Annotated in this window: 27 protein-coding genes, 3 tRNA genes and 1 pseudogene; 20 read left to right on the top strand and 11 right to left on the bottom strand. The window is 60.5% G+C overall.

The features are described from left to right. Nucleotides 1-183: 183 nt before the first annotated feature. The 4 genes from FJ930_RS26050 (at nt 184) to FJ930_RS26065 (ending at nt 4753) form a co-directional block, all read left to right on the top strand. Nucleotides 184-1110: a hypothetical protein gene (locus FJ930_RS26050; RefSeq protein WP_141840673.1), complete on the top strand. Its 927-nt coding sequence runs from the start codon at nt 184-186 to the stop codon at nt 1108-1110. A gap of 290 nt (nt 1111-1400) precedes the next feature. Continuing rightward, nucleotides 1401-2435, top strand: coding sequence for an extracellular solute-binding protein (locus tag FJ930_RS26055; protein ID WP_141840674.1), 1035 nt, complete (start codon nt 1401-1403; stop codon nt 2433-2435). A gap of 96 nt (nt 2436-2531) precedes the next feature. Further along, nucleotides 2532-3959, top strand: coding sequence for an amidase (locus FJ930_RS26060; RefSeq protein WP_141840675.1), 1428 nt, complete (start codon nt 2532-2534; stop codon nt 3957-3959). 29 nt (nt 3960-3988) lie between these two features. Further along, the gene (locus FJ930_RS26065; protein WP_246677030.1) at nt 3989-4753 is read left to right on the top strand and encodes a TetR/AcrR family transcriptional regulator; all 765 of its coding nucleotides are present in this window, start codon (nt 3989-3991) and stop codon (nt 4751-4753) included. Between the two features lie 13 nt (nt 4754-4766). Here FJ930_RS26065 and FJ930_RS26070 read toward each other — a convergent pair whose 3' ends face one another. Genes FJ930_RS26070 through FJ930_RS26090 form a run of 5 tightly spaced genes read right to left on the bottom strand, consistent with a single transcriptional unit; the run spans nt 4767 to nt 9364 of the window. After that, nucleotides 4767-5528, bottom strand: coding sequence for an MBL fold metallo-hydrolase (locus FJ930_RS26070; RefSeq protein WP_141840676.1), 762 nt, complete (start codon nt 5526-5528; stop codon nt 4767-4769). Nucleotides 5529-5531: 3 nt separating this feature from the next. Then, nucleotides 5532-6596, bottom strand: a complete 1065-nt coding sequence (locus FJ930_RS26075; RefSeq protein ID WP_141840677.1) for an ABC transporter ATP-binding protein — start codon at nt 6594-6596, stop codon at nt 5532-5534. Next, a complete protein-coding gene (locus FJ930_RS26080) occupies nt 6593-7375 on the bottom strand; it encodes an ABC transporter permease (protein ID WP_141840678.1) in 783 nt (260 codons plus the stop codon). The genes FJ930_RS26075 and FJ930_RS26080 overlap by 4 nt, the downstream gene beginning before the upstream one ends. 2 nt (nt 7376-7377) lie before the next feature. Further along, nucleotides 7378-8265, bottom strand: a complete 888-nt coding sequence (locus FJ930_RS26085) for an ABC transporter permease (protein WP_141840679.1) — start codon at nt 8263-8265, stop codon at nt 7378-7380. Nucleotides 8266-8278: 13 nt separating this feature from the next. Continuing rightward, nucleotides 8279-9364 carry a spermidine/putrescine ABC transporter substrate-binding protein gene (locus FJ930_RS26090; RefSeq protein WP_141840680.1) on the bottom strand — a complete coding sequence of 362 codons (1086 nt, stop codon included), beginning with the start codon at nt 9362-9364 and terminating at the stop codon, nt 8279-8281. 92 nt (nt 9365-9456) lie between these two features. On the opposite strand from FJ930_RS26090, the gene FJ930_RS26095 reads away from it, so the two are divergent. The 6 genes from FJ930_RS26095 (at nt 9457) to FJ930_RS26120 (ending at nt 13956) form a co-directional block, all read left to right on the top strand. Further along, nucleotides 9457-10071, top strand: a complete 615-nt coding sequence (locus FJ930_RS26095; RefSeq protein WP_140747477.1) for a TetR/AcrR family transcriptional regulator — start codon at nt 9457-9459, stop codon at nt 10069-10071. Nucleotides 10072-10203: 132 nt separating this feature from the next. Further along, nucleotides 10204-10770: a DUF2569 family protein gene (locus tag FJ930_RS26100; RefSeq protein WP_141840681.1), complete on the top strand. Its 567-nt coding sequence runs from the start codon at nt 10204-10206 to the stop codon at nt 10768-10770. Nucleotides 10771-11090: 320 nt separating this feature from the next. Then, entirely contained in the window at nt 11091-11573 is a 483-nt protein-coding gene (locus FJ930_RS26105; RefSeq protein WP_141840682.1) for a hypothetical protein, read from the top strand. A gap of 431 nt (nt 11574-12004) precedes the next feature. Further along, nucleotides 12005-12733 (top strand): hypothetical protein, encoded by a 729-nt coding sequence (locus tag FJ930_RS26110; RefSeq protein WP_141840683.1) that lies wholly within the window; start codon nt 12005-12007, stop codon nt 12731-12733. Continuing rightward, nucleotides 12730-13467, top strand: a complete 738-nt coding sequence (locus FJ930_RS26115; protein WP_141840684.1) for a hypothetical protein — start codon at nt 12730-12732, stop codon at nt 13465-13467. The genes FJ930_RS26110 and FJ930_RS26115 overlap by 4 nt, the downstream gene beginning before the upstream one ends. After that, the gene (locus tag FJ930_RS26120) at nt 13468-13956 is read left to right on the top strand and encodes a hypothetical protein (RefSeq protein WP_141840685.1); all 489 of its coding nucleotides are present in this window, start codon (nt 13468-13470) and stop codon (nt 13954-13956) included. On the opposite strand, the gene FJ930_RS26125 is transcribed toward FJ930_RS26120, so the two are convergent. Continuing rightward, nucleotides 13944-14019, bottom strand: a tRNA-Thr gene (locus tag FJ930_RS26125). The genes FJ930_RS26120 and FJ930_RS26125 overlap by 13 nt on opposite strands. Nucleotides 14020-14291: 272 nt before the next feature. Here FJ930_RS26125 and FJ930_RS26130 point away from each other — a divergent pair. The 3 genes from FJ930_RS26130 to FJ930_RS26140 all read left to right on the top strand — a co-directional run bounded on the left by FJ930_RS26130 (nt 14292) and on the right by FJ930_RS26140 (nt 15396). Beyond that, on the top strand, nt 14292-14459 hold the full coding sequence (locus FJ930_RS26130) for a hypothetical protein (RefSeq protein ID WP_141840686.1): 168 nt from the start codon (nt 14292-14294) through the stop codon (nt 14457-14459). 181 nt (nt 14460-14640) lie between these two features. Next, nucleotides 14641-14865 (top strand): hypothetical protein, encoded by a 225-nt coding sequence (locus FJ930_RS26135; RefSeq protein WP_140747075.1) that lies wholly within the window; start codon nt 14641-14643, stop codon nt 14863-14865. Between the two features lie 225 nt (nt 14866-15090). Continuing rightward, on the top strand, nt 15091-15396 hold the full coding sequence (locus tag FJ930_RS26140) for a BA14K family protein (protein ID WP_140747072.1): 306 nt from the start codon (nt 15091-15093) through the stop codon (nt 15394-15396). A 75-nt stretch (nt 15397-15471) separates the two neighbouring features. On the opposite strand, the gene FJ930_RS26145 is transcribed toward FJ930_RS26140, so the two are convergent. After that, the gene (locus FJ930_RS26145; protein ID WP_141840687.1) at nt 15472-15906 is read right to left on the bottom strand and encodes a hypothetical protein; all 435 of its coding nucleotides are present in this window, start codon (nt 15904-15906) and stop codon (nt 15472-15474) included. A 213-nt stretch (nt 15907-16119) separates the two neighbouring features. Next, on the bottom strand, nt 16120-16938 hold the full coding sequence (gene bhcR, locus FJ930_RS26150; RefSeq protein WP_141840688.1) for an HTH-type transcriptional regulator BhcR: 819 nt from the start codon (nt 16936-16938) through the stop codon (nt 16120-16122). A 215-nt stretch (nt 16939-17153) separates the two neighbouring features. Here bhcR and gcl point away from each other — a divergent pair, with 215 nt between their 5' ends. The 3 genes from gcl (at nt 17154) to FJ930_RS26165 (ending at nt 20859) form a co-directional block, all read left to right on the top strand. After that, nucleotides 17154-18935, top strand: a complete 1782-nt coding sequence (gene gcl / locus FJ930_RS26155; protein ID WP_141840689.1) for a glyoxylate carboligase — start codon at nt 17154-17156, stop codon at nt 18933-18935. Between the two features lie 17 nt (nt 18936-18952). After that, entirely contained in the window at nt 18953-19750 is a 798-nt protein-coding gene (gene otnI / locus FJ930_RS26160; protein WP_140747060.1) for a 2-oxo-tetronate isomerase, read from the top strand. A gap of 191 nt (nt 19751-19941) precedes the next feature. After that, nucleotides 19942-20859 carry a 2-hydroxy-3-oxopropionate reductase gene (locus tag FJ930_RS26165; RefSeq protein WP_141840690.1) on the top strand — a complete coding sequence of 306 codons (918 nt, stop codon included), beginning with the start codon at nt 19942-19944 and terminating at the stop codon, nt 20857-20859. A gap of 132 nt (nt 20860-20991) precedes the next feature. Here the strand turns inward: FJ930_RS26165 and FJ930_RS26170 are convergent, their stop codons facing one another. After that, nucleotides 20992-21840 (bottom strand): RNA methyltransferase, encoded by an 849-nt coding sequence (locus tag FJ930_RS26170; protein ID WP_141840691.1) that lies wholly within the window; start codon nt 21838-21840, stop codon nt 20992-20994. Between the two features lie 200 nt (nt 21841-22040). Between FJ930_RS26170 and FJ930_RS26175 the strand changes: the two genes are divergently transcribed. Together FJ930_RS26175 and FJ930_RS26180 are read left to right on the top strand one after the other, a co-directional pair. After that, a tRNA-Tyr gene (locus tag FJ930_RS26175) sits at nt 22041-22125 on the top strand. A 91-nt stretch (nt 22126-22216) separates the two neighbouring features. After that, nucleotides 22217-22290 (top strand) — tRNA-Gly (locus tag FJ930_RS26180). 72 nt (nt 22291-22362) lie between these two features. Here the strand turns inward: FJ930_RS26180 and FJ930_RS26185 are convergent. Beyond that, nucleotides 22363-22815 (bottom strand): YidB family protein, encoded by a 453-nt coding sequence (locus FJ930_RS26185; RefSeq protein ID WP_140747051.1) that lies wholly within the window; start codon nt 22813-22815, stop codon nt 22363-22365. Nucleotides 22816-22945: 130 nt separating this feature from the next. Here FJ930_RS26185 and FJ930_RS26190 point away from each other — a divergent pair, with 130 nt between their 5' ends. Beyond that, the gene (locus tag FJ930_RS26190; protein WP_140747049.1) at nt 22946-23203 is read left to right on the top strand and encodes a GlsB/YeaQ/YmgE family stress response membrane protein; all 258 of its coding nucleotides are present in this window, start codon (nt 22946-22948) and stop codon (nt 23201-23203) included. Nucleotides 23204-23430: 227 nt separating this feature from the next. On the opposite strand, the gene FJ930_RS26195 is transcribed toward FJ930_RS26190, so the two are convergent. Beyond that, entirely contained in the window at nt 23431-24318 is an 888-nt protein-coding gene (locus tag FJ930_RS26195) for a DMT family transporter (RefSeq protein ID WP_141840692.1), read from the bottom strand. Nucleotides 24319-24612: 294 nt separating this feature from the next. Here FJ930_RS26195 and FJ930_RS26200 point away from each other — a divergent pair. Then, nucleotides 24613-24689 (top strand): annotated as a pseudogene (locus FJ930_RS26200) (elongation factor Tu); the annotation flags it as partial.

Consider the following 24689-nt stretch of genomic DNA (forward strand, 5'->3'; position numbering starts at 1 on the left):
CTACACCAAAGCCGGATGAATGCGAAGGGGCATGGGTGGGAAGGAATTGGTCGTTGGCATTGATCGGGCGGACAACTTGTGCCGCGCGTTGCAACACAACGTGAATCTGGATTCGTAGCGCGATCGATTCTACGCTCGCCATGGAACTGCCGAGTCGAGCGACCACTGCGGGGCGGACCTCTCATGAAGCTGATTGTGGTGACCCCGGCCGGCCGCGAGAGATATCTCCGACTGCTCAGCCACCATGTTCTGAAAAGCCCCGAGGTTCACGAATGGCATCTGTGGGACAATTGCCGCAACGAGGCCGACCGCGCCTATCTCCAGCGACTGGCGGCCAGCGATCCGCGCTGCAAGATAAAGACGCTTCCAAGCGCGGACGGCAGCATCGATGTCATCGGCAGGTTCTTCCGTTTCTGTGACGACGCCGACGCACTCTACCTGCGCCTCGATGACGATGTGGTTTTTCTGGAGGAGGGCTTCCTTCCCAGATTCAAGGAGCGAGCCGTGTCGGAAAAGGGTTCGGCGCTTTGGTATGCCCCGCTCATCATCAACAATGCGGTCTGCAACACCTTGATCAAGAATTTTTCCAGGGTTCTGATCGACGGGCCACTCACCTGTCAGGCGATGTGTCCGTATTCCTGGGCTCATGCAAGCTTTCCCGAGGCGCTTCATCCGGTCTTCATCGAGGCTGCCAGGACGAACCGGCTGGGGGACTTCCGCGTGCCTGACCGCGAAGTCAGGCTGGGGCGCTTCTCGATCAACGCGATCGGGTTTTTCGGATCGGAGGTGCTGGAACTCGGCGAGCTTTTCTACCCGCCGGGAAATGACGAGGAAGAATGGCTGTCAGCGACCTTGCCGGCGAAACTCGATCGTCCGGGCAAGATTTTCGGCGATCTGGTGGCGGCGCATTTCAGCTTCTTCACGCAGGAGCAGCGTCTGCTGCAGACCGGCATACTGGACGATTACTACGCGCTCGCCGGACTGCCGGCCCCGGCTTACGACAAGCCTGTTGTTCGAACGAGATTGAAGGATCGCCTGCGGCCTTGGCGGAAACCGAGGAATCGGGGGCCGGACTATCGGATTTCGCTTCCCGCCAGCAGCCGCGGCTGAAGCCTGCGCCGCCATTCCGTCAGCGGCTCGCTGCCTGGAAAGTGCAGGGCGCCTGATCAGGTCGCGGCAGTGCCGGCGAAAAGATATTGACTGTATAGTTAGTTATAATTTAGCCTCAGGGATAACCGAGTTGGCCAGCCGGCATTTGCCGGTGAATGGCCGCGAAGAGGGGAATATCTCGACAGCCGTCCGGCCCATCATCGGGACGAAAGGCGTCAACAGGCTTGTTCATCGGCAGGAAATGGACCTGAGGCGGCGACGCGGCCGGTCCCAACAATGGGAGCACTAGCATGAACTGGAAACTGACAGCGGCGGCCGTTGGGCTATCGCTTTTCGCCGTAACAGGCATTGCCCGCGCCGATGGCGAACTCAACATCTACAACTGGGGCAACTATACCAGCCCGGACCTGATCAAGAAATTCGAGGAAACCTACAAGGTCAAGGTCACCGTCACCGACTACGACTCCAACGACACCGCCTTGGCCAAGGTCCGCCAAGGCGCGTCCGGCTATGACATCGTCGTGCCCTCGGCCAGCGTCGTGCCGATCTGGATCAGCGAAGGTCTGTTGCTGGAAACCGATCCCAACAAGATGGAGAATTTCAAGAATGTCGATCCGCGATGGGTCGATGTTCCCTTTGATCCGGGCCGTAAATACACCGTTCCATGGCAGTGGGGGACAACGGGCATTTCGGTGAACAAGTCAGTCTATGCCGGCGACCCGAACACATCTGCGATTTTCCTCGACCCGCCACCGGAACTCGCCGGTAAGATCAATGTCGTGCCCGAAATGGGCGACATCCTTTTCCTCGCCATCGCCTATGAGGGCGGCAAATACTGCACCGACGACATGCAAGTCCTGAAGAAGGTGCACGACAAGCTGGTCGCGGCGAAGTCGAAATGGCTTTCGCTCGACTACGCGGCCGTCGACGGCCTGGGCAGGGGCGACATTGCCGCCGGCGTCAACTGGAATGGCATATCGCTGCGCGAGCGGCTGCAGAACGACAAGATCGTCTACGGCTATCCGAAGGAAGGCTTTCCGATCTGGATGGACAATGTCGCCGTCCTCAAGGACGCCAAGAATGTCGAGAACGCCAAGCTTTTCCAGAATTTCATCATGGACCCGAAGAATGCCGCGATGATCTCGGCCTTCGCGCGCTACGCCAATGGCATCAAGGGATCCGACGCTTTCATGCCGGACGACATGAAGGCCGCGCCTGAAGTGGCAATTCCGGCCGAATTTGCCGCCAAGGGCCAGTTCATGCAGGCCTGTCCGCCGAATGTGCAGGCGCTCTACACGAAAATCTGGACCGACCTCCAGAAATAGCGCTGCCAACCGAATCCGGGAACAGCCACCGGGCCGCAACGCGCGGCCCGGCCACCTTCATGCCAAGTGCGGTCTCTTGATCGCGGGAGACTTCCGATGTCCGATCTCGACCTTTGCTACATGCCGGCCCATGAGGCGCTGCGGCTGTTCAAGGCGAAGAAACTCTCGCCCGTCGAATTGATGCGGGCCACCATTCGCCGTGCCGAAGCCACCAGATCGGCGATCAACTGCTTCACGTTCACGCATTTCGAGGAGGCGATGGAACTGGCCGCCAAGGCCGAGGCGAAATACGCCAAAGGCGCCAGAACCGGTGCGCTCGAGGGCCTGCCGATCGGCATCAAGGACGAGAGCTACATCAAGGGCAAGCCGACATCGCACGGTTCGCTGCTGTCGAAGGATGCCATTGGCGGCCACACCTCGACCATGAATGAGCGCATCATCAAGGCCGGCGGCATTGTCCACGCGCGTACCGCGACGCCGGAATTCAGCTGCGCCGGTTATACCTGGTCGAAACGATGGGGTGTCACGCGAAATCCATGGAACCCGAACTTCACACCGGGCGGTTCGTCGGGCGGCGCGGCGGCGACGCTGGCCTCGGGCACATCCTCGATCGCGACGGGATCCGACATTGGCGGGTCGATCCGCATTCCCGCATCGGCTTGCGGCCTTGTCGGCTTCAAGCCGCCCTACGGTCGAAACCCGGATGATCCGCCCTTCAATCTCGACTTCTACTGCCACACCGGACCGTTGGCGCGAACCGTGAGGGACGCGATCCTGCTGCAGAACGTCATGGCCGGGCCAAGCCCGCTCGACATCGCGACGCTTCGCCCCAAATTGCGCCTGCCGTTCGACTACAAGCCGATCCAGGGCTGGAGGATCGCTTTCTCCATGGATCTCGGCTCCTATGAGGTGGATCCGGAGGTTCGCAAGAACACGCTTACCGCGTGCGACGTCTTCCGGTCGCTGGGCGCTACTGTCGAGGAGGTCGATCTGGGTTGGGGCGATGAGGTGCTCAAGGCCGCCATGATGTATCTTGAGCATCTGTTCGGCGCGTCGCTGTCGCAACTGCTCCAACGGCACGCCGACGACATGACCAGCTATGCCCGCAAGTTCGCCGAGGACGGGCAAAAATCGAAGGCCACGGACTTTGTCGCAACATTGGATGTCGCCGGCAGGATGTACCAGACCCTTGGCCCGTTGCTGGAAAAGTATGACGTGCTCATCTGCCCGACAAACGCTATCCCGGCGGTTCCGGCGGAGTTCGACCAGACCAGGGACACTGTCGAGATCAACGGGAAGCAGGTGAACCCGTCGCTGGGCTGGGTGCTGACGACGCCGTTCAACATGATGAGCCGCTGCCCGGTTCTTTCCATACCGTCTGGCCATGCCGCCAACGGCGTGCCGACAGGCATCCAGATCGTCGGCCGCACCTACTGCGACGCTGACGTTTTCCGGGCCGGGCTGGCCTATGAAACGGCTCGGGGGCAATGGTATGGAAATGCCGGGACACGCCCGTCGCTCTAAGCGGTTTCCGGGATGAGCCGGCGGTCCGTATGACAAAGCAATCCGTGCGGCGAAATATTTCCGCCGCGGGTCCGAAAGGGCTGACGAAAATGGCGCAGCGCAAGGCAACCGCAAGGCCGGAGAAACGCAAGGCCGCGGCGACGAAGGGCAGGGAGTCGGCAAACGATGCCCCGCCCAGGGACCGTCGGCGCGAACGCGGCGAAGCCAGCGTACAGCGCATCATCGACGCCACCATCGAGCTCATCGCGGAGGAGGGTCTGGCGAGCGTCACCATGCAGCGTATCGCCGAACATGTCGGCTCGTCCAACGCGCTGGTCGTCTTCCATTTTCGCAGCAAGGAGAACTTGTTCCGGGCCGTCCTGCAATATCTCAGCGATCAGTATGACGAGCTGTGGTTCAACCTGGTGCGGGCGCCCGGCCTGTCGCCGGTTGACAGGCTGCTGGGCGCCGTCGAATGCGCACAACGTTTTGCCGGGCAGCATCCGAAATGGGTGTCGGTCTTCGTCGTGTTCTCCAGCGACCGCAAGAGCATGCAGATCTACAATGAGATTGGCCTGCCCAGTGACCTCGCCTACACCGCCGAAGCGCGCGAATTGCTGATCGAGATCGCGCGCAGCGGCGGCTATGCCGGCATCGACATCAACACTCTCTCAGAGAGCCTGAATTACCTGGTTCACGGTGCATGGTATTGGGATCATCTGAACCCTTCCGGCCGCGACACCGACGTGCTGCGCAAGACCATGCTGCTCCTGCTGCATCAGGCATTCCCTCGGCATTTCGAACTGATGCGTTGATCCGGGACCCGGTCTACCCGTTCTGCCGCAGGTGGCAGCCGGCCTGGCGCTTGTGCGCCAGGTATTCGTCGATCAGCTGGCGGTAGCGCACTCTGCCGAAGCTCGGGAAATGGCCACCATGCACGACCGAGATATCAAGGTCGCGCATGGCGATCAGCGTGGCCATATAGTCCGGGATGTCCGAGTGGTAGACGTCGTCGATCAGCGGGCCGTCATAGACGATGTCGCCGGAGAGCAGGATGCCGGTCTTTCTCTCGTGGAGCGCGATGCCGCCAGGCGAATGGCCCGGCGTATGGACGACCTCGAAGGCACGGTCACCGAGATCCACAATGTCGCCATGCTCGAGCAGACGGTCGGCCGGCGCGGATAGAATGCCGTAGCGAGCCGTATCCCAGCCTTGCGGCAGCCGATCGAACATTTCGTCGGTGGCGTAGCGGTCGGCAACCGTCCATTCGCTGCGCGGATCGGCAAGGATTTCCGCCTCGGCGCTGTGCACGCAACGGTCGGGAAATTCGTGGTGACAGCCGATATGGTCGAAATGCGTGTGGCTGGCGACGCAGATGAGCTTGCGCTCCGTCACCAAAGTCACATGCGCGCGCAGGCTGAAATGGCCAAGGCCTGTGTCGAAGAGGAGATCGCGGTCGCGACCGCGCACATGCCACATGTTGCAGCGGAAGAACGGCTTGATCCATGGTTCATGGATCAGCGTGACCCCGTCGCCCATGCGGATGGTCTCGTACCAGTCCGCCGCGTCGATAGCTGGAAGCACACTCATGTCTCAGTCCGCCAGCTGGATGATGTCGTCAGCGTTGCACGAAACCACGACAGTGTCGCCTGCCTGAACAGTTGTGGATGCGGGTGCCTTGGCGATGAACTGCAGTGCCGGATCCAACGCCGAAGTCGCCAGCACGCGTTTGAAGCTGCCTTGGAAGACGACATCGCTGACTTTGGCGGAACCCAGCGCGATATCGCCTTTGGTCTCACCAAGGCGCAGGTATTCCGGCCGGATAGCAAGCGCAATGCTGGTACCGGCCGGCTGAGGGCCAGGCAGCAAGATCGCGCCCGCTGGCGTCGAAACCGTGATTGCCCCGTTTGTCGCTTTCATCACCGTTCCGGCAAGGATCGTGCTTTCGCCCATGAAGGTCGCCGAAAAGCGCGTCGCCGGCCTGGCATAGACACGCTCGGGCGGGCCTTCGTCCTCGATGCGCCCATCATTCATGACCACGCAGTGGTCGGCCAGCGCCATCGCTTCTTCCTGGTCGTGGGTGACATGGATGAAGGCGGTGCCGACGCGCTTCTGGATCGCCTTCAACTCGTCCTGCATCTGCCGTCGCAGTTTGAGGTCAAGCGCACCGAGCGGTTCGTCGAGCAAAAGCACCGCCGGCTCGATGACCAGCGCACGCGCCAACGCCACCCGCTGCCGCTGGCCGCCGGAAAGCTGGTGCGGCTTCTTGTCGAAGGCGGAGGCAAGGCCAACCAGCGCCAGGGCCTCACGTGCTTTTGCTGCACGCCTCGTGCCATCGACGCCCTGCATGCGGAGCCCGAAACCGACATTGCCGCCGACGCTCATATGCGGAAACAGCGCATAGTCCTGGAACACGGTTGTCGTCGGCCGCTTGGCCGGCGGCACCGATGTGCAGTCCTCGCCACGGATAAAGACTTTGCCTTCGCTCGGGGTGACGAAGCCGCCCAATATGGACAGCAGCGTCGTCTTGCCGGAGCCCGACGGCCCGAGCAGGATCGTATAGCTGCCGGGCTCGATCCGCAGCGAGACGTTCTTCAGCACGGCCAGCTGCCCGAAACGGTGCGAGACACCGCGGATGTCGACCAGGGGCGCGGTCATGGCTTTCTCCTGCGCAGCAAAGTCAGTTCGAACAGCACCACCAGCACGATGGAAACGGCAAAGACCAGCGAACCGACGGCATTGGTTTTTGGATTGAGGCCGGAGCGCAGCAGGTTCCAGATTTCCACGGGCAATGTGGTGTCGAAACGAGTGAGTAGGAAAGAGATCACGAACTCGTCCCAGGAGAAGGTCATCGACAGGAAGAAGCCGGCGAAGATGGCCGGCGCCATAACCGGCACGGTGATGAGGAGCAGCACCTTCCACTCCGGCGCGCCGAGGTCGCGCGCGGCACGCTCGATGTTGATCTGGTGGTCGCCCATCTGGCTGTAGATGATGGCAAAGCAGAGCGGCAGGTTGATCACGACATGGCCGATACCGGCGGCAAGCAGTGACTTCGGCACGCCGCCCCAGTTGAACAGCACCAGAAGCCCCATGCCGATGATGAGATAGCTGACCGTCAGCGGCAGTGTGATCAGGCCGCGCAGCAGACCCGAGCCGGGCAGCACGAAGCGCGCGAACCCCCAGGCAGAGAGGAAGCCGAGCGTGACAGCGGTGGCCGAGGAAAGCACCGCGACCAGCAGCGAGTTGAGCAGCGCCGAGGTCAGCCTGGCGTCGGAGAGCACGGCATCGTACCAGCGCAGCGACGGGCCGGTGAATGGCGGGATGGGGAAGGAGGTCGACTGCAGCGAGAACAGCACCAGCACGACAACCGGCAGGAAGATGAAGCCGTAGACGGCAAGCGCATAGATCCAGGAAGCGACGCGGATCACTTGGCGCATGGTCAGGCCCGCTCGATCTTCAGCCAGCGCGCACAGGCGAGGTAGGCAACCGTGACGACCGCCATCAGGATGATCGACAGCGCCGAGGCCAGCGGAAAATCGCCACGCCGGCCGATTTGCATCATCACCAGCTGCGGCATCAGAAGCTCGTTGTTGCCGCCGAGAATCTGCGGCGTGATGTAGTCGCCGATGCACAGCACGAAGGTCAGAAAAGCGCCGACCATGATGCCGGGCAAGGTCAGCGGCAGGATGACGTGCAGGAAGGTGCGCACCGGCCCGGCGCCGAGATCGGCGGCCGCCTTGCGATAGCTAGGGCTGAGCTGCTTGAGGTTGGCGAAAATGGTGAGCGTCAACAGCATGACGAAGAAATGCACGAAGCCGGTGGCCGTGGCCAAACGCGTGTTGGCGAGCTGCAGCGGCTCCGAGATCAGGCCCGAACCGGTCAGCGCGCGGTTGATGACGCCGTTCTGCGCCAGCACCAGCAGCCAGGAATAGGAGCGCACGACATAGGAAGTCCAGAACGGCAGCACGGCCAGCATCAGCGCCAGGCGCTGCCAGCGCTCCGGCACCTGTTCGGCCAGGATCCAGGCGAAGGGGTAGGCGAGCAGCACCGAAACCACGGTGACGATCACCGTGACCTGCAGCGAGTTCACCATCGCCTGCCAGTAGGACGGGTTGGTGAAGAACTGGCTATAGTTGGACAGTGTGAAACCGCCGCCCTCATGCGCCGTCAGGCTGGAAAGCCCCATGGCGGCGAAGGGCAGCACGAAGAACAGCAGCGTCCAGCCGAGCGCGGGCGTGACCAGCACCCAGGGCAAAGTGCGACCCGCCCGGGGCAGGGCGCGACCCGCCCGGGGCCAGGGACGCCCGTTGTTTTCAGCTGTGCTCATGAGCGGGGATCGCTCACTTTGCCTGCAGCATTTCGGTCCACATATCCTGCATCTTCTTGTCGAGGTCGGCATTGGGCGCCGGATAGGCTTGCGCACGAGCCAGGAAGCCCGGCTGCTCGTCGAACCGCAGGACCTTCTTCTGGTCGTCGGTGAGCGCGGCCTTGGTGTTCGACGGCATGCCCCAATAGCAGGACGATGTGGCAAGCCGCGCCTGGCCCTCGGGGCTCAGTATGTACTGGATGAACTTCAGCGCCATGTCCTTGTTCTTGGAATCCTTGAACATGGCCAGCGACTGCGACCACAACACCGCGCCCTCTTTCGGGATGGAGAAATCCAGAGCCGGGTTCTCCTTCGCCAGTCCCGCCGTCACCCACTCGCCGCCGCCGACCAGTATGTCGACTTCACCCGTGGCGAGCGCGGTCTGACTGGCGGTTACTTCGCCGACCAGCTTGGCATTGGCCTTCATCTTCAGGAGCTCTTCCTTGAGCGCGGGCAGGTCGGTCTCGGTGAGATCAGCCGTCTTCTTGCCGATGGCCAGCGCCGCCATGCCGATGACCGGCAGGTAATAGTCGTATATGGCGACCTTGCCCTTGTACTTGTCGCTGGTCAGCGACGCCAAGGACTGCATGTCGGCCGGATCGACCTTGGTCTTGTTGAAGCCGATCGTGTTGTAGCCGAACTTTTCGGTGATGCCGTAGCGCTTGCCGTCGATCATCGTCGACTTGTCCATCTTCACTTGCGGGAAAAGGTCGGCGAAGGGCAGCTTATCTTCCGGCAGTGGCTCGAAAAGGCCTTTCTCGACGCCGCGCGGCACGTCGATCGAGTCGATTACCATGACGTCCCAGTCGCCAGGCTGCGACTGCTCGACGATGGCGAGACCAGCGCCGGTGCCCTCGAATTCCTTGACGTTGACCTTGACGTTGTTGGCCGTCTCGAAGGGCTGGAGCAGCGCCGGATCGGAATGGTCGCACCAGATCAGCGCGTTGAGATCGGCGGTCTGGGCGATGCCGCACGCCGCAAGCAGCAATGCCGTGGCGGCGCAGGCGGCATGCAGATGGCGTTTGAGGACGGAAAGTGGATTCGCGGATCTGACGGACATCGAGTGTTCTCCCTTTGCCTTTGTGGCTTCTTGCAAAAAATTGAACCAATTCTAAAATTGAGTCAATTCTGTTTTTATGGCAAGAGGAGGATATGAGCGGATTGCGGGCAAGGCAAAAGGCGTACCGTCACAGGCGCATCATCGAGGCGGCGGCGGCGCTTTTTCGCGAGGCCGGCTATGAGGGCGCCAAGATCGAGGCGATCGCCGCGCAGGCCGAAGTGTCGATAGGCACGATCTACAATTACTATCAGAACAAGGGCGACATCCTCGGCGCCATCGTCTCGCTTGAGGTCAACGAGGTGCTGAACGCCGGGCGCGGCGTGGTCGCCAACCCGCCCGCCAATGTCGGCGATGCGCTGGATGCGCTGGTCGGCATCTATATCGAGCACTCGCTGCACTATCTCAGCAAGGAGATGTGGCGGCAGGCGATGGCGATTTCGACGCAATTGCCCGACAGCCCGTTCGGTCAGGCTTACACCGCGCTCGACCGCTCGCTGACCGAACAGATCCGCGCGCTGATCGCCCGGCTGCAGGAGATTGGCCTGGTACGTCAGGACATCGACGGGGCGTCACTCGGCGAACTGATCTTCAACAACATGAACATGATGTTCATCGAGTTCGTGAAACGCGACAAGGCGGGGATGCCGGAATTGCGCGCGGCGATAAGGCGGCAGAACCGGATCTTGGTGGCTGCGATCGGGGTGTGAAACCAACTGTCAGGAGCAGGCAGGAGAAATCGCCGCTTCGGCACCCAACGTACCTTCCCGCGACTTCACCTCTTGAGTTGAATTTAAAACCTGATACAACCTAAGGGGGCATAAAAAAGGGGGGGGGTAAAAATGTCGTTTTCCGTCTGGCATTGGGCAATAGTACTGCTGCTGATCGGCGTACCTGTTTTCTTTGCTGTCCGGTCAGCCGCGAAGCCATCACAGAATCCAGCTGGTCTTGTGGGCTTCGGTGGTTGGTTGATGCTGCTGGCGATCGTTCAGGCATTGTCTCCGCTGCGTACACTCGCCGACTTGGTCAATTCGGTCGAAGGTTACCGGCAACTCATGACCCTGCCGAACGGGGCTCTGGCGGCGTATGGCGAAGTTGCCCTCAATCTGGCGTTTTTGGCACTTCAGCTGGTTGTGCTGGCTTTAATGCTGCGGCGAAGCCACCGCTTCCCGCAATTGTTTCTGTTCCAGTGGTTTGCAATGCCGGTCGTGTTCATCCTGGACACGATCTGGATCTCGTCAATTCTGGGGGTCCCGGTGAACCAAGCGCTTGCAGGCGATGCGCTGGTGGCACCTATAGCCTCGTTTGTGGTGACCGGCATCTGGGCCGCTTACGTCTATAAGTCGGTCAGGGTGAGGAATACGTTCACCAGGACAAACGCGTCTGCCCAAGTCGCGAGCGCTCCATAGAGATTGGCGGCGCTCGTAGTCGAATCAGGAAGGTTTGGGATCTCGGATCGTACACACACAGGAACTGGTGCCCCGGCAGGAATCGAAGCCGCGACCTTCGGTTATCCAAACAGACGCTGAGTTGCCGACGTGAAATTCCCGATGCTAAATCAAAGGCTCGGCTCTATACAATGTGTTGAGCAGCAAACATTCAATTGAATGCCAGCCCAAACACACCGTCACGAATTCACAATAATTTCAACGAATCGATGACGCCCGAATTTCAGCAATCGCGTCCAGGGTAAGCGCAGGGGTTGATTTTCGAACTGCGGGTGGTGCGAATGACACAGAAATTGGCGAGCGAGTATAGAGAAAGGGCAAAGGATCACCTCAAAACGGTGGACATACTCCTAGGCGCCGGGGATGACGGCCTTACAAGATATGCCTGCGTTGAACTGCGCCTGTGTGTCGAGGCGATTTGCTATGGAATGCTCTGCCTCTATCGCGCTGAATTGTCGAAAGGCGAACTCGCCAAATGGCAACCTAAAAAGGTGCTCGATGAGCTCCTTGAAATAGACAAGTACGCTACCACTCCACAACTGCTGAGCATCCAAGACCCTAAGACCGGGGAATGGCATCCCTTAGGCACCCAAGACTACCGCTTTACAGCGAAATGGGCCAGCAAGGCGCACAACGCGCTTGGTAACGCGCTGCACGTGCCAACGATCGACCAGCTAGAGAAAGGGCAGGGCGCTACGGCTGCGACTTTTAGAAACCGCTGCCAAGAATACGCACCGGAGCTTCGCAAGGTTCTGGATTCATAATCCTGGCATCTTCACCTAGTCGGCCCGCGCTGGATGATGAATTGCCACTGCGGCTTCGAGATGTATCGTCGCGCGGAGCACATTACAAAAGGAGCGGTCGTGATCTGTAGCGAGTGCGGCCGCGTCTATGATGTTCTCAGCGTCGGTGAGGTGGTCGACTACGAGCTGCGCAAACTCCGGTGGGAATGCACGAAATGCGAGACCCAGAACGGGACGCCCGAGCGTGATTTGATCGAGAACTTAACGACGAATTGCGCAGCGTGCGGCGAGCCAACTCAGATTCGCAAGCAATGGATGGTTTTCCAGCAGAAGCCGAGTCCTGGCTGATACTTGTCCGGTGCGGGTCAGAAGCCGTCGAGGATGAGGTATCGATTCCGTCTCTATTAATGAACTTTCGGCAATGCTAGACCTCAGGAAACAGGAGGGGGACCATGGCGGCGAAGTGGCAGGTAGAGACTCTGCGGCTTACTGTTTTTTTGAATGAAGCGGCCAAAGGCTCTGAAGCCGAATGGACCGCTTTGACCGGACAAGACGAAGCCGAGTTACGGCAGACGGTGCCTGCAGGACGGGTCTATGCCGGCGAATATGGACCCGGACGCCTTAACCTCTCATTCCAAGGGTCCCGAGTTGACGTCGTATTAACACAAAACCCATCAACGGAAACAGTTGCCGAATGGCCGACGTTTGCCAGCTTTGAGGACGGTTTCCCAGCGTTCGTTGAGACGGCGTTGGGTTGGTTTGAAAGCACTGCGTACTCCGTAATTCGCATTGCTTTTGGTTGTATCGTTCTCTTAAAAACTGATGGTGTTGAGGATACAAATCGCGCTTTGTCAAAGTACGTTCGATCAGCGAGAATTGAAGATCGAGTGAAAGACTTTCTGTTGCGCACGAATTGGCCAACCAAAAGCAATGTGACGGGGAGTGAACTGAATCGAATAACTTCTTTCGGCGCGCTGCGAGTCCTGACCGGCCAATTCAGAATGGGGCCTGAGAGTGGTACAGTTTCGTTGAATGATCCGACCTTCGGGGTGCGACTTGAAATTGATCACAGCACAGATGCAGCGAACACAACCCCGTTTGAGAAAACGCTGTTGATCCCCATATTCGAGGAGCTAGTTAATTTAGCGCGTGAAAATGTCGAGTCTGGTGAGTGTCCATGAATGTTTTTGCGGCGGCGAACGCGACGGCCCCATCCTATCCAATTGGCATCTTGCAGGCTGGTCAAACCGGATATCCCCAGGGTTCTAGCCCTATGAGCGCGAATGTGACTGCGCGGCCGGACCTTTCCGGCGACGCTCATTACTCGCAAATCGAGGCTCTTTTCGATAACTACTGGCAAACGAAATGGTCGGCCGACGTCTCGCATTATTTTCCGCTGGGCGAGCCGGTTCTCGAGGGTCCGGCGCCCAACGCGATTTTTTTGCCGCATCTTGTCCATGTGACCCTGTTCTCTGAGAGCCCCCGCAACGCCGTGCTCGCACGGTTGTCCGCTGTATTCGCGCGGGAGATCACCACAGCCAACCGCATTGGTGTCACGCAAGGGCAGGATCGGCTTGCTTCATACGCCAAATATGAAACTGAGAATTGGGATGGGTTTGACGCTGATCCCATAACTGCAGACACAAGACGTGCCGCCAAAGGCTTTTTGGATTCGTTGCCCAAGGTGCTGTCCAATCCGGCAATTGCCCCCACCGCCGACGGTGCGATTGCGCTTGAGTGGATTTGGAAGAACGGCAACTTGCATAAGCTCTTCATCGATATCGGGCCTGGAAGTGTGTGGAAAGGTTACTGGCGGCGGGCAAATGGGCAAAGAGGAGTGCTCAATGCGCGAGATATCGAATTAGGAAGCTTGAAATTCGATCTGGCTGGGCTTGTAAGGAGGCTAAACCGCTAAATGGCGCTGAATTGGGGGGACAAAGCGGATGTTCGTGACTACTGGCTGCGAGTACTGACAAACGAGGCATACCTTCGGTCCGATGGCACCGTTCACAATGGCGCTTTTGGAGGCAAAGCGATTAGTCAGCCGGATGACCGGGCTTGGTCTCTGGAGTTGTCCGGCCGACTGCTTTCACTGGTCAAAGATGTTGAAGCCGAAGCAAGGGCATTCTGCGGCGATAAAATGCCGTTCATCGGCGTGTTGTATCAGAGTGTTGAAAATCTGCGGACAGACGGAACTTCCCCTTTGCCCGGCTTTCCTACTGACATCGTCTATACGCCACGTGCCGGTGACAATGCGCACGCCGATCATGTTGCCTATGGGCCGACTGCAGAGCACAAGTTTGCACTTCGCGATTGGCTGCAGGATTTCATTCAGGCGGTAGATTCCACCCAATGCAACGTTGTCGAGCAGCTACGCGCAAACGCGCCGAGTGGTGCCGCCTGAGGGACTCGAACCCCCGACCAATAGTTTACAAAACTACTGCTCTACCATCTGAGCTAAGGCGGCACATTTACCCGTACGTATACCCCTGAAACCCGGCTTTGGAAAACATCATGGCTTTCCAACACCTTAGCCGATTGATCCAGCGAATTACAAAACCGCTACTCTACCAGCTGAGCTACAAGGCATGGCGCCCCGTTAGCATATTTGTCGCGCCAGTAAAGACAAAACTTTTTTGGCTTCGTACCCTGGTGGATGACGCGTGGGCCGCATGCTGAAATCCGCAAACGTGCTTCCTACATTAAAGCAGGTGCAATCGCTTCGAACTGGAGTGTCGCATGATCAGGCTTGTCATCATTCTTCCGATCGTCGTCATCGCCTGGATGCTGCTGGTGAAGCTCATCAGTGACGGGAAGAAGGCCAATGTGGACTGGACCGGCGTGACCACCATCGTCGGCTTCATCGCGCTCGCCTTCTGGCTTCGCCATATCACCGGCATGGGATGAGGTTGGGGAAAGGCAGTAGGCAGTAGGCAGTGGTGATCCGAGATCCCTGTGATTCTCTCTTCACTAATCGTCGTTGTGTGATTAGCCGAAAAATCTCCCGACCTTCGAACCTTTTGCCGCACTCCGTCGACTGATCTCCAGAGGCGAATGGTCGCCTCGCTCAAGGATCCAGGAGATCATCATGTTCAAGCGCACGCTCACTTCCGCTCTCGTTGCCATTTTCGTCGCCTCAGGCGCGCTGGTCGCCACGGTTCAGACGTCGTCAGCTTACGGTATGCACCATCACCATCATCATTACGAGGATTGGTCGTACTATTCAGACTACCCGGATTACCCTGATTACCCGGATTACTGGTGGCACCATCATCACCACCACCATCATCACCATCACATCATCGTCTACTGAACATAGCCTGACGGTGCGATCGAAGAAGGGCGGCTTCGGCCGCCCTTCTTGCGTCCGCATGCCGCCATGCGCCGATATCATCGTTGATAATTGGCGCCATGTGGCCACATCGAGCTGGTCGATCTTTGTCCGCCCGAAAAATCTTTCGAACCTTTTTCCTTGTCATCGCGACAGATGATCAAGAGGCGGATGGATCGCCTCGGTCAACGAACCAAGGAGATCGTCATGTTCAAGCGCATACTCGTTTCGGGCCTCGTCGCCTCCACTGTCGCCGCCACCGCTTTGGTCGGCACCGTCCAGCCCTCGGCGGCTCACTCGCATCACCACGACCTCGGCATCGGCATCGCCGCCGGTGTTGGCGGTTTCGTCCTCGGCAGCCTTCTCGCCCAGCAGCAGCCGCGAACTGTCTACGTCGACGAAGATGGCGGTTCCTGGCATGTACGCCGCTGCTTCGAACGCTATTCGAGTTACGATCCGGACTCTGACACCTATATCGGCCACGACGGCTACAGCCACTACTGCCGGCTTTAAGAGGAGGTGTGCCAACACAGGCAAGAGGGGCTGCACGCGGCCCCTTTTCCTCGTTTGAACGCCGGAAGGCCGTGTTTAGAGACTAGCCTTCAGTTTGGAGTCCAGGATCGCTAATCCGGCGGCACGGCAGGTGTCGCCAATGAGGAGGCTCGCATTCGGCGACTGGTCACCCATCGCGACGAACTCGAAGCTACTTCCCGCGTCCGGATAGATCTTGGCAGCGAAAGGTTCGTCGGTTCCATGGTTGCCGGAAGATTTCTTGACGCTGACATGGCCGCAGACCACGATCTCCCGGTGGCCGTTGAGGGTCCGTTCGCCGGCAAGAATAGTTCCGAACCTGGCGGAGGCAGGGTCCTCCAGGCGCTGGCGAATGCCGGTGGTGATGATCTCCTCCAGGGCAAGCGAGATCGGGATCGGATTGACGCGCTGGTCCCCAGGATCGGGTTTGGGCGCTGCCGCCACGCATCCGCAAAGCGAAGCGGCAAGCAGAAGCGGAACCGTTTCCCTCATGCCTGCCCTTCCGCATGCATTCCAATCACGCCGCTTGTCGTCAGCCTTTGGCGCGGCAACCGACGATGCACAACGATCCCATGAGCGTCCAGCGCGCCAACTCCATGTCTATCACTGTCTTTATCTTTGCCGCGAGCGGCCTGTGCCGGCAAATCCTGCTCGAATCGTCGAGGCGGCGACCAGGAGCGCCCCGCCCTGCGGGACGCTTGCTGATCAGCCCGTTGTCCCGCCGATCATCCTGGTCACCTCGGCCGCTGCGTTGCGCACCATCGGCCCGATCTCGGCCAGCCGCTCCGGCGTCACTCGCACGGTCGGGCCCGACACCGAAACGCCACCGATTGGCTCGCCGAATTCGTTGAAGATGGCCGCCGCCACACAGCGCATGCCGGGGTGCCGTTCCTCGTCGTCCACCGACCAGCCGCGTTGCTTGATGACAGCTAGGTCGTCGGCGAGGGCCGGGATCTCGGAGAGCGTCTTGTCGGTGAAACGCTGCAGGCCGGCCTTGCGCAGGATGGTCCCGACCCGCTCCGGTTCGAGATGCGCCAGCACCGCCTTGCCGATGCCGGACGCATGGAAGGGGCTGCGCGTGCCCGGACGGAAGAAAGCGCGGATCGCCTGATGCGTTTCGACCTGGCTGACAAACACCACGCAATCATCCTCGGCGACACCGAGATTGGCCGTTTCACCGGTGTTCTCCATCAATTCCTGCATGACGATGCGGGCGCGGTCGACCAGCTTGCGGCGGCGCAGGAACGCCGCGCCCATGCGGTAGGTCTCGACCCCGATCGACCATAACTGGTCGCTCGTGTCGAACTCGACCATGCCGTGGTTTTCGAGCGTCGTCAGCATGCGGTAGGCGGTGGAGGCCGCAAGGCCGCTTCGCGCTGATATCTCGCTCAGCGACAGGCCGCTGCCCTCCGCGACGATGGCCAGGATGCGCAAGGCACGATCGAGCGATTGCACTGAATTGGCCTCGGATGGCCCGTTGAAGGCGCGTGGCCGGCCGCGCTGACGTTTTTCGGCGGTTTCCATAGCTCCATTGTCACCGATTTCGCCGAACAAGGAAATGAAAAAGTTTTCCACCGCTATCGGCACGCAAATTCCTGAAAAACCGGAAGGCAAATAAAATCAATGAATAGCGGCCGTTTTTTAGAAATGAAAAAATATTCTGAAAAAATTGAAAAATAGCCGGCTTGCTGACATCCTCAGTCAATCCAACAATGACAACCCCTGTGGAGGGCCGGAAAATGGCCAGGATGCGCGCTGTCGATGCCGCGGTTCTCGTTCTCGAAAAAGAAGGCATCTCCTGCGCCTTCGGCGTGCCGGGCGCGGCGATCAATCCGCTCTATTCGGCGCTGAAGGCGAGGGGCACGATCCGCCATGTCCTGGCCCGTCACGTCGAGGGCGCCTCGCACATGGCCGAAGGCTACACCCGCGCAAAGGCGGGCAATATCGGGCTCTGCATCGGCACCTCGGGTCCGGCCGGCACCGACATGATCACCGGTCTCTATTCGGCTGCCGCCGATTCCATTCCGATCCTGTGCATCACCGGGCAGGCGCCGCGTGCGCGGCTCAACAAGGAGGATTTCCAGGCCGTCGACATCGCCGCGATCGCGTCGCCTGTCGCCAAATGGGCGGTCACGGTCATGGAACCGTATCTGGTGCCGATGGCGCTGCAGAAGGCATTCCACCTGATGCGCTCGTCGCGGCCGGGTCCAGTGCTGATCGACCTGCCGGTCGACGTCCAACTGGCCGAGATCGAGTTCGACATAGAGGCCTATGAGCCGCTGATGCCATTCAAACCGGCGATGACGCGCGCGCAGGCCGAAAAGGCGCTGACCATGCTCAATGCCGCCGAAAAGCCGCTGATCGTCGCCGGCGGCGGCATCATCAATACCGATGCATCGGATCTGCTGATCGAATTCGCCGAAATCACCGGCGTGCCGGTCATCCCGACGCTGATGGGCTGGGGCGCGATCCCCGACGACCATCGGCTGATGGCTGGGATGTGCGGGCTGCAGACCTCGCACCGCTACGGCAATGCGACAATGCTGGAAGCCGACTTCGTCTTCGGCATCGGCAACCGCTGGGCCAATCGCCACACCGGCTCGGTCGACGTCTATACCAAGGGCAAGAAATTCATCCATGTCGACATCGAGCCGACGCAGATCGGCCGCGTCTTCGCGCCGGACCTCGGCGTCGTCTCGGATGCGGGTGCCGCATTGAAGGTGCTGCTCGACGTCGCCACCGAGTGGAAGACGGCTGGCAAATTGCGCGACTGGTCGGGCTGGGCGAAGGAATGCCAGGGCCGCAAGAAGACGATGAAGCGCAAGACCCATTTCGAGCAGGTGCCGCTGAAGCCGCAGCGTGTCTATGAGGAGATGAACAAGGCGTTCGGCCGCGACGTCACCTACGTCACCACGATCGGCCTGTCGCAGATTGCCGGCGCGCAGTTCCTGCATGTCTACAAGCCGCGCAACTGGATCAATTGCGGCCAGGCCGGCCCGCTTGGCTGGACGCTGCCGGCAGCACTTGGCGTTCGCGCCGCCGATCCGGACCGCACCATCGTGGCCCTGTCGGGCGACTATGATTTCCAGTTCATGATCGAGGAACTGGCGGTCGGCGCGCAGCACAAGCTGCCTTACATCCATGTCGTCGTGAACAACGCCTATCTCGGCTTGATCCGCCAGGCGCAGCGCGGCTTCTCGATGGACTACGAAGTCAGCCTTGCCTTCGAAAACATCAACCGCGCCGACGACCCCGAAGCCGGTTATGGCGTTGACCATGTCGCCGTCGCCGAGGCGATGGGCTGCAAGGCGGTCAGGGTGCGCAAGCCCGAGGAATTCGCCGCCGCCTTCAAGCAAGCGCAGCGGCTGATGAAGGAACACCAGGTCCCGGTCGTGCTCGAATTCATCCTCGAACGCGTCACCAACATCTCGATGGGGACCGAAATCGACAAGATCACCGAATTCGAGGACCTTGCCGAACATCAGGAAGACGCGCCGACGGCGATCGTGATGCTAGACTGAGAAGAAGGACAAGAAGAATGCCGCGTTTTTCAGCCAATCTGTCGATGCTCTTTGGCGAGCATGATTTCCTCGACCGTTTTGACGCAGCCGCTCGTGCCGGCTTCAAGGGCGTCGAATATATCGGCCCCTATGATCATGCGCCTGACGTGGTTGCCGCGAGGCTGAAGAAGAACGGCTTGACGCAGGTTCTGTTCAACCTGCCCGCCGGCGACTGGGGCAAGGGCGAGCGCGGTATCGCCGTGCTGCCCGACCGCGTGCCGGAATTCCGCCAGGGCATCGCCAAGACGATCATCTATGCGCAGGCGCTCGGCTGCGAGCAGGTTAATTGTCTCGCCGGCATTGTGCCGGCCGGTGTCGACCGTAAGGTGCTGGAAGACGTCTTTGCCGAAAACCTCGCCTTCGCGGCGGAGAAATTGGAGCAGGCCGGCATCAGGCTGCTGATCGAGCCGATCAACACGCGCGACATTCCAGGCTTCTTCCTGAACTATTCGGAGCAGGCGCTGGCGTTCATCGATCGTGTCGGCTCAAAAAACCTGTTCCTGCAATACGACATCTATCACATGCAGATCATGGAGGGGGATCTCGCCCGGAAAATCGAGGCAAACCTCGGCCGCATCGCGCATATCCAGCTTGCGGACAATCCCGGCCGTCACGAGCCGGGGACGGGCGAGATCAACTATCCCTTCCTCTACGAGCACATCGACCGCCTCGGCTATTCCGGCTGGATCGGCGCGGAGTACAAGCCGAAGGCGGGGACCGAGCAGGGACTTGGTTGGTTCCGGGAGTTCGCCGGGCAGGGAAGCGCGGCGGCGTAGGCGGATTTCCAACCACCGTCGGCGCCGCCCCTCACCTTACCCTCTCCCCTGAAGAACGGGGAGAGGGGCGCGCCAGCGCTGGAGCTCTGTCCCTTCTCCCCGTCTTTCACGGGGGAGAAGGTGCCGGCAGGCGGATGAGAGGCAGCGCCGACCTTCGATAGATTTGAACAGAGACCTTCAGGAGGAAATCAATGGAAACCATCGGCTTCATCGGCCTCGGCATCATGGGTGCGCCGATGGCAGGGCATCTGCTCGACGCCGGCTACAAGGTCATCGCGAGCGACCACCGCTCCAAGCCATCGGCGGATCTCGTGGCCAAAGGCCTGAAAACCGTCACAGGCCATGCGGCCGTGGCCGAGGCTGCCGACATCATCATCACCATGGTGCCCGACACGCCGCAGGTGGCCGATGTGCTGTTCGGCGAGAACGGCGTCGCCTCCGGCCTTTCCAAGGGCAAGCTGGTGATCGACATGAGCTCGATTTCGCCGATCGAGACCAAGACATTCGCTGGGAAGATCAATGATCTCGGCTGCGACTATCTCGACGCGCCGGTTTCGGGCGGCGAGGTCGGCGCCAAGGCGGCGTCGCTCACCATCATGGTCGGCGGCGAGGAAAAGGCATTTGAACGCGCCAGGTCGGTATTCGAGAAGATGGGCAAGAACATCACCCTGGTCGGACCGAACGGCGTCGGCCAGACCACCAAGGTCGCCAACCAGATCGTTGTCGCGCTGACCATTGAAGCCGTCGCCGAAGCGCTTGTTTTTGCGTCGAAAGCCGGCGCCGATCCGGCAAAGGTCAGGCAAGCCTTGATGGGTGGGTTGGCGGCCTCGCGCATCCTAGAAGTGCATGGGGAGCGCATGGTCAAGCGCACCTTCGCGCCGGGCTTCCGCATCGAACTGCACCAGAAGGATCTGAACCTGGCGCTGGAAGGCGCCAAGGCGCTCGGCGTGTCGCTGCCCAACACCTCGACCACCCAGCAACTGTTCAATTCCTGCGCGGCCAATGGTGGTGCCAAGGAGGATCACTCGGCCCTGGTCCGGGCGCTGGAGCGGATGGCCAATTTCGAGGTTGGCAGCGCGGCAGCTGAAGTCAAAGGAAAAGCGGCATAGGTCAGGAGAGGGCGGTATAACGTTCCCAGGCCGCCACCTCTTGCCCTGCCCAAGAACGGGTTTCGGCTGATATCGCCGGAACCCGTTTCTCGTTTCGTAACCTTCCCGGCAGGCGGCTCTGCCGCTTCCCGCTCAGCCGCGCTTCAAAAAGGCCCGCGCGGCATAGAGGCTGACCGCGGCAGCGTTCGACACGTTGAGCGAGCGGATGGCGCCGGGCATGTCGAGCCGCGCCAGTGTCGTCACGGTCTCGCGCGTCTTCTGGCGCAGGCCCTTGCCCTCGGCGCCGAGCACCAGCGCTATCCGCTCGCCAGCAAAGCTGGTCTCGATTTCCGCTGGCCCGTCCGAATCAAGACCGATCGTCTGGAAGCCGGCCTCGTGCAATTGCCCGAGCGCGTCGGCGAGATTCTTCACTTCGATCTGGTCGATATGCTCCAGCGCGCCGGAGGCGGATTTCGCCAGCACGCCTGATTCCTGCGGGCTGTGACGCGCGGTGGTGATCAGCGCGCCGGCACCGAAGGCGACCGCCGAGCGCAGGATGGCACCGACATTGTGCGGGTCGGTGACCTGGTCGAGCACCAGCACCAGCCTTGTGTCGCCGAGCGCGTCGAGGCGCTTGGGCTTCAGCGGTTCGGCCTCGATGAGCACGCCCTGGTGGACGGCGTCCGAACCGGTGATCCTGTCGATATCCCTGGGTTCGACCAGTTCCGCCTTGAAGGACAGGCCGGCGAGGTCGGCTATGTCAAGACGCTCGGCCGCATTGCGCGTCACCAGCATTTTCCGGATCTTGCGGCGCGGATTGTCGAGTGCTGCGCGCACCGTGTGCAGGCCATAAAGTCGCACCAGGCCATCGGCGGCATTCTCGCCCGGCGGAACGGGCTGGCGCGGCCGGAACGCCGGCGCGCCGCCGCTTTTCTCGTCGCGATGGGCGCGGCGCAGCTTGGCGTAGTGGGTGTCTTTCGGGGTGTTGGTCTTGTTGCTCATGGCTGGCTTCTATAGCTGGGTCCCGCGGCCAGGGATATGGCCCGTCGCCGCAGCCGGCGAACAACATCGAAAAACCCTTCCAGCGCGGTTGACACCCACTGGCCTTGCCGCCATAAGGCGCTTCGCTGATTTCGGAGAAGACATCTATCTCGGGTCCGGATCGGCGTGAATGCCTCGTTGCATGGCTCCGGCGGCAGACTGGAGAGGTGCCCGAGTGGTTAAAGGGGACGGACTGTAAATCCGTTGGCTTAGCCTACGTTGGTTCGAATCCAACCCTCTCCACCACTGCCGGCCCGGAAGCCCTGAAACGAGAAAAGCATCGGAGGCGAAAAGCGCATGGCGCTTTTCGGGTGAATCCGGTACTTCAGTGCAAGGCGCGGGTATAGCTCAGTGGTAGAGCAGCAGCCTTCCAAGCTGAATATGCGGGTTCGATTCCCGCTACCCGCTCCAGATTCTCTTCCTCATCATCGCTAGACCCAACGCTGCACGGCAAAGCGCCCAGCGCTTCAGGGCATGCGTGCGTTAACTGTTGAACGCGGAGGCCACCTGGTGTTGCTGCGGCACCTGACCGTTTGGCGTCAGCTTGTCGACGATGCCCGGCAAGGCGGTGGAAAGCTGCCTGAGCAGTTCCTGCTCGTCCATGCCGGTGCGCTGCGCGATCTCATGGATGACCTGCGGCCCGAGTGCTGCACCCAGATCATTGGCGTTGATCGACTGGTTCTGCCCGGTGCCAACCCAGGAATCGGCGACGTTGCCATGGCCGGCGTCCCTGAGCTTGCCGAGCAGGCCGCCAAGACCGCCGAGCAAGCCACCGTCGCCGGGATTGGCTTCGGTCGGAGCGGGCGCTTGAGGCTGCTGGTCCGGCTGTTCGGCGCTTCTGCCGCTCAGCATCTTACCGACCAGCAACGCGCCGAGCGCGATCATCAGCGGTTTGGTGATGTTGCCGCCAGGTACGGCGTTGTCGAAAAGTCCCATAGTGGATCCTCCATCTCAACCAAGCCCGGCCCATCTCCAACAATGACGTATGCAGGCGGAATTTCAAGCTGGCTTGAGCTTTTGACAATCATATGAAAATGTCGGGTTGGCAGGGGATGGAGAGGAAAAAATGGGTATCATCAGCTGGATCGTTCTCGGCGTGATCGCCGGCTTTATCGGCAGCAAGATCGTCAACAAGACCGGCCAGGGCATGATAATGGATATCGTGCTCGGCATCGTCGGCGCCATTGTCGGCGGCTTGATCTTCAGCGCCTTCGGCGCGTCGGGGGTCACTGGCCTCAACATCTACAGCCTGATCGTGGCTGTGGTTGGCGCGGTGGTTGTGCTGTGGGCCTACCACCAATTCAGCGGGAGCCGGACGCTCTAGGCGTCAGCCACCGGTCTGACAGGACGGTTATTTCTGAGCGGTAAGGAACGCTGCGTGTCCGCGCTGCGGCCACTACGGCATCGAGATGGCGTCGGCCGCGACCAAGAAGATCACCGTTCCGGCGATGAACACCGCCCAGCCGACAAGCGAATGGCTGCTTTGCGTTCCGGCATCGGAACTCAATCAAGCTGCAACAACTGCGGAAGGCAAGCGCTCGGATGCCGATGTCAAGCGACCGCGGTCAGCCGGCGTCGGCGCTGATCCAGGGACACGATGGTCAGCCCGCTGCCGACCACCAGCAGGATGCCGCAGATCGCCAGCGTGTTGGGGAACTGCCCGAACACCAGCAGGCCCGAAATGACCGCCCAGACGGTGAAGCAGTAGTAGAACGGGGCGACAGCGCTGGTTGGCCCGACGCGGTAGGCCATGAAGATGAAGAAGTGGCCGAAGATCAGGAAAAACCCGGCGCCGGCCATCAGCAGCAGGTGGCGTGCCTCTGGCATGACCCAGCGCTCGGAGGCCAGATGTGCCGCACCAGCGCCGATCAGCACCACCACGACGGCGGAAATCGCCACGATCATCCCGGGCACTTCTGTCGGGACACGCCTGCCGACAAGGTCGCGCGCGGCTGACAGCGTCGCGTTGCCGAGCGCCAGCAGGGCGTAGACCGAAATGCCTTGCATGGTCGGCTGCGCCACCATCAGGGCGCCGATGAAGCCGAGCCCGATCAGCGCCATGCGTTGGCCGCCGATACGCTCGCCGAACAGAATCGAGGAGCCGACCAGCATCAGCAGCGGCGTGATCTGTCCAAGCGCGGTGGAATCCGCGATCTGCATGTTGGCGAGCGCCACGACATAGCAAAGGATAGCGGCCAGTTCGAGCAGGTTCCTGCGCAGCACGCTTCTGTCGAAGATCAGGGGGATCTGTTTGCCGTAGCCAAGCAGGAACAGCAGCGGGAAGCCCCAGAGTGTTGCGGCCGCGCCGCGCAGAAACAGCACTTCGTAGGAGGGCAGACCCGTGGTCGCCAGTTTCATCATCGTATCGTTGACCAGATACGATCCGGTCGAGACGATCATGAAAAGCGGGCCGCGAACGGTCGTCGGAAGGAAAGGCATTCGGTCAGGAAATCAGACCTCGCCAGCGGCCGCAATGGGCCATCAACTGGCTGTGAACCAGACAGTGATTGGTGGGGAACAGAGCGCGATGCCGGCTTCGATCAGTCGGCTCCGCGCCCATTTCATTTTGTCCCGAGCCTTCCTATATCGGCGCCATATCCCCGCAAACGGATCGCTGGTTCGGACCGAGTGAGACCGCACCCGGCCAAAAGACGCTTGTGTTTTTTGGCCTTTGTCGCTAATCGCCCCGCATTCGACTGAACTGAAGGTCCAGGCCGTCCAAGGAAAGAGACTATGGCAAAAGGTAAATTCGAGCGCACTAAGCCTCATGTGAACATCGGCACGATTGGTCACGTTGACCATGGCAAGAC

Origin of the sequence: Mesorhizobium sp. B2-4-15 (assembly GCF_006658505.1) — a bacterium.
GTDB lineage: Bacteria > Pseudomonadota > Alphaproteobacteria > Rhizobiales > Rhizobiaceae > Mesorhizobium.